Source organism: Bradyrhizobium sp. SHOUNA76 (assembly GCF_023006445.1).
Classification (GTDB): Bacteria; Pseudomonadota; Alphaproteobacteria; order Rhizobiales; family Xanthobacteraceae; genus Bradyrhizobium.
The window spans coordinates 1-2,959 of the sequence record NZ_JALBHA010000649.1; the positions used below are offsets into that span (position 1 = coordinate 1).

At 64.3% G+C, this 2,959-nt stretch carries 2 protein-coding genes and 2 pseudogenes; all 4 read right to left on the reverse strand.

The genetic code is table 11. The features are described from left to right. Positions 1 to 197 (reverse strand): annotated as a pseudogene (locus MOV74_RS35025) (thiamine phosphate synthase); the annotation flags it as partial. A gap of 3 nt (positions 198 to 200) precedes the next feature. Further along, positions 201 to 1,226, reverse strand: a complete 1,026-nt coding sequence (locus MOV74_RS35030) for a class I fructose-bisphosphate aldolase (protein ID WP_246931651.1) — start codon at positions 1,224 to 1,226, stop codon at positions 201 to 203. 255 nt (positions 1,227 to 1,481) lie between these two features. Beyond that, positions 1,482 to 2,549, reverse strand: coding sequence for a class II fructose-bisphosphate aldolase (fba, locus tag MOV74_RS35035; protein ID WP_211415912.1), 1,068 nt, complete (start codon positions 2,547 to 2,549; stop codon positions 1,482 to 1,484). A gap of 58 nt (positions 2,550 to 2,607) precedes the next feature. Continuing rightward, positions 2,608 to 2,877 (reverse strand): annotated as a pseudogene (gene pgk / locus MOV74_RS35040) (phosphoglycerate kinase); the annotation flags it as partial. Between the last annotated feature and the right edge of the window lie 82 nt (positions 2,878 to 2,959).

The window sequence follows — 2,959 nt, forward strand, 5'->3', positions numbered from 1 at the left end:
ACCGGCGGCGCCAAGGCCTTGATGCGCGTGATCATGGTGCGCTGATCGGTGTCCTTCAGCCGCAGCAGCACGGCCGCGACGTCGGCGGCGGCGAGCAGGCCGGGCAGTTCGGCAAGAAGCGAAGCGGGATCATCGACGACAGGCGTCGCGAGATAGAGACGCGGCGCCGGGCGCGGCGGAGGTGGTTTGTTCGACAAGATCTAGGCCGCCTTCTTTTCCAGGCTGCTTTGCCATTCGCCCTTGGAGGCCAGGCCGTTCATCCGTGCGCGATGGCTGAAGGCGCTCTGTCCGGCCGCGACGTTCTCGGCCTTGCCGGACCAGGCCTTTTGCGGCGCGGCCTGGAGCGCGCGGCCGTAGGAGAAAGTCAGGCCCCAGGGCAGTGGGCCGAGCTTGTGCATGGCGTTGAGATGGGCGGTCGCCTCTTCGTCCGACTGGCCGCCGGAGAGGAAGGCGATGCCGGGCACCGCCGCGGGCACGCAGGCCTTCAGGAGCCGAACTGTCTTCTCCGCGACCTCCTCCGCGGAGGCCTGTTTTGCGCACTTCTTGCCTGATATCGCCATGTTGGGTTTGAGCACCATGCCTTCGAGAGCGACGCGCTGCACGCGCAATTCCTGAAACGTCTTGTTGAGCACGCGTTGGGTGACCTCATAGCAGCGGTCGATGTCGTGGTCGCCGTCCATCAGCACCTCAGGCTCGACGATCGGCACGATCTGCGCGGCCTGGCACAGCGCGGCATAGCGCGCCAGCGCGTGGGCGTTGACGCTGATCGCCGTCATCGAGGGAATCCCGCTGCCGATGTCGATCACCGCGCGCCATTTGGCAAAGCGGGCGCCGCGCTCATGGTATTTCTTCAACCGGTCGGCGAGCTTGTCGAGCCCGACGGTGACGAGTTCTCCCGGGCACATCGGCAGGGCTTGCGTGCCTTCGTCCACCTTGATGCCGGGAATGGCGCCGCTCTGTTCGATCAGCCTGACCAGCGGCGTGCCGTCCTTGGCGTCCTGCCAGATCGTCTCGTCATAGAGGATCACGCCGGAAATATACTGGCTCATGGCCTCCTGGGAGCGGAACAGCATCTCGCGATAGTCGCGGCGGTTGGCTTCGGTCGATTCCACGCCGATCGCGTCAAAGCGCTTCTTGATGGTGCCGGAGGATTCGTCAGCGGCAAGGATACCCTTGCCTGATGCGACCATGGCGGTCGCCACCCTGTTGAGCTCAGTCAGATTCATCGAGAGGTCCTCCCAAAACGATTCTGCCCTTGACCGTGAAAATAGACCGTTCTCGGGCAAATGCCGAGTTAACGTTCGTCGCAGGGTAAAGGGGGGAGGTTTGGCCTTTTACCTCGCCCCGCTTGCGGGGGAGAGGTCGGATCGCCCTTGCGATCCGGGTGAGGGGGTACAGGTCTATCGATAGGGCACAACTCGCGGAGAGAGCCCCTCACCCCAACCCTCTCCCCGCGAAGAGCGGGGAGAGGGAGGGAAAGATCAAGCCACCTTCGGGTCGAGCTCGCCCTTGGCGTAGCGCTTGGCCATTTCGGCGGTGGTCAGGACCCGCTTGATCTTGGAGGCTTGCCCCGCGGTGTTGAACTCCTGGAGCCGCTGCTTGCACAGCTTGGTCATGGCTTCCATCGCCGGCTTCAGATATTTGCGCGGATCGAACTCTTCCGGGCTGTCCTTGAGCACTTTGCGGATCTGACCGGTCATCGCCATGCGGTTATCGGTGTCGATGTTGATCTTGCGCACGCCGTTCTTGATGCCGCGCTGGATCTCGGCCACCGGCACGCCCCAGGTCGGCTTCATCTTGCCGCCATTGGCGTTGATGATCTCCTGCAGGTCCTGCGGCACCGAGGACGAACCATGCATGACGAGATGCATGTTCGGCAGCTTGCGATGGATCTCCTCGATCACGTTCATGGCGAGGATGTCGCCATCGGGCTTGCGGGTGAACTTGTAGGCACCGTGCGAAGTCCCCATCGCGATCGCGAGCGCGTCGACCTTGGTCTCCTGGACGAACTTCACAGCCTCGTCCGGATTGGTCAGGAGCTGGTCGTGGCTGAGCTTGCCTTCGGCGCCGTGGCCATCTTCCTTGTCGCCCATGCCGGTTTCGAGCGAGCCGAGCACGCCGAGCTCGCCCTCCACCGAGATGCCGCCGAGATGGGCCATGTCGGTCACGGTCTTGGTGACGCCGACATTGTAGGCCCAGTCGCCGGGGGTCTTGCCGTCGGCCTTCAGCGAGCCGTCCATCATGACGGAGGTGAAGCCGGCCTGGATCGCGGTCATGCAGGTCGCCGCTTCGTTGCCGTGGTCGAGATGAACGCAGACCGGAATGTGCGGGTAGATTTCGGTGACCGCGTCCATCATGTGCTTGAGCATGATGTCGTTGGCGTAGGAGCGCGCACCGCGCGAGGCCTGGATGATGACGGGCGCGTCGACCTGGTTGGCCGCGTCCATGATCGCCAGCGCCTGCTCCATATTGTTGATGTTGAAGGCCGGTACGCCGTAATCGTTCTCCGCCGCGTGGTCGAGCAATTGACGTAACGTGATCCGAGCCATCTGTCTTTTTCTCCCGTTTGGGCCTTCCAAAGGCCGCTCAATGTTTGCCGATTGAAGCTTACTTGATGCGCAGCACCTCAACGCCGGGCAGGGGCTTGCCTTCCATCCATTCAAGGAACGCGCCACCGGCGGTCGAGACATAGGTGAAACTGCCGGCGACGCCGGCCTGGTTGAGCGCCGCGACGGTGTCGCCGCCGCCCGCGATCGAGATCAGCTTCTTGGCCTTGGTGCGCTCGGCAGCGTGCTTGGCGGCCGCGACCGTGCCGCGGTCGAACGGCTGCATCTCGAACGCGCCCAGCGGTCCGTTCCAGACTAGCGTCGCGGCGTCGGGGGGGGGGGGGGGGGGGGGGGGCGCCACGCCGCGGATGCCGCACGCAGTCGTCAGCGAGCGTCAGCGCAGCCGAGCGAGG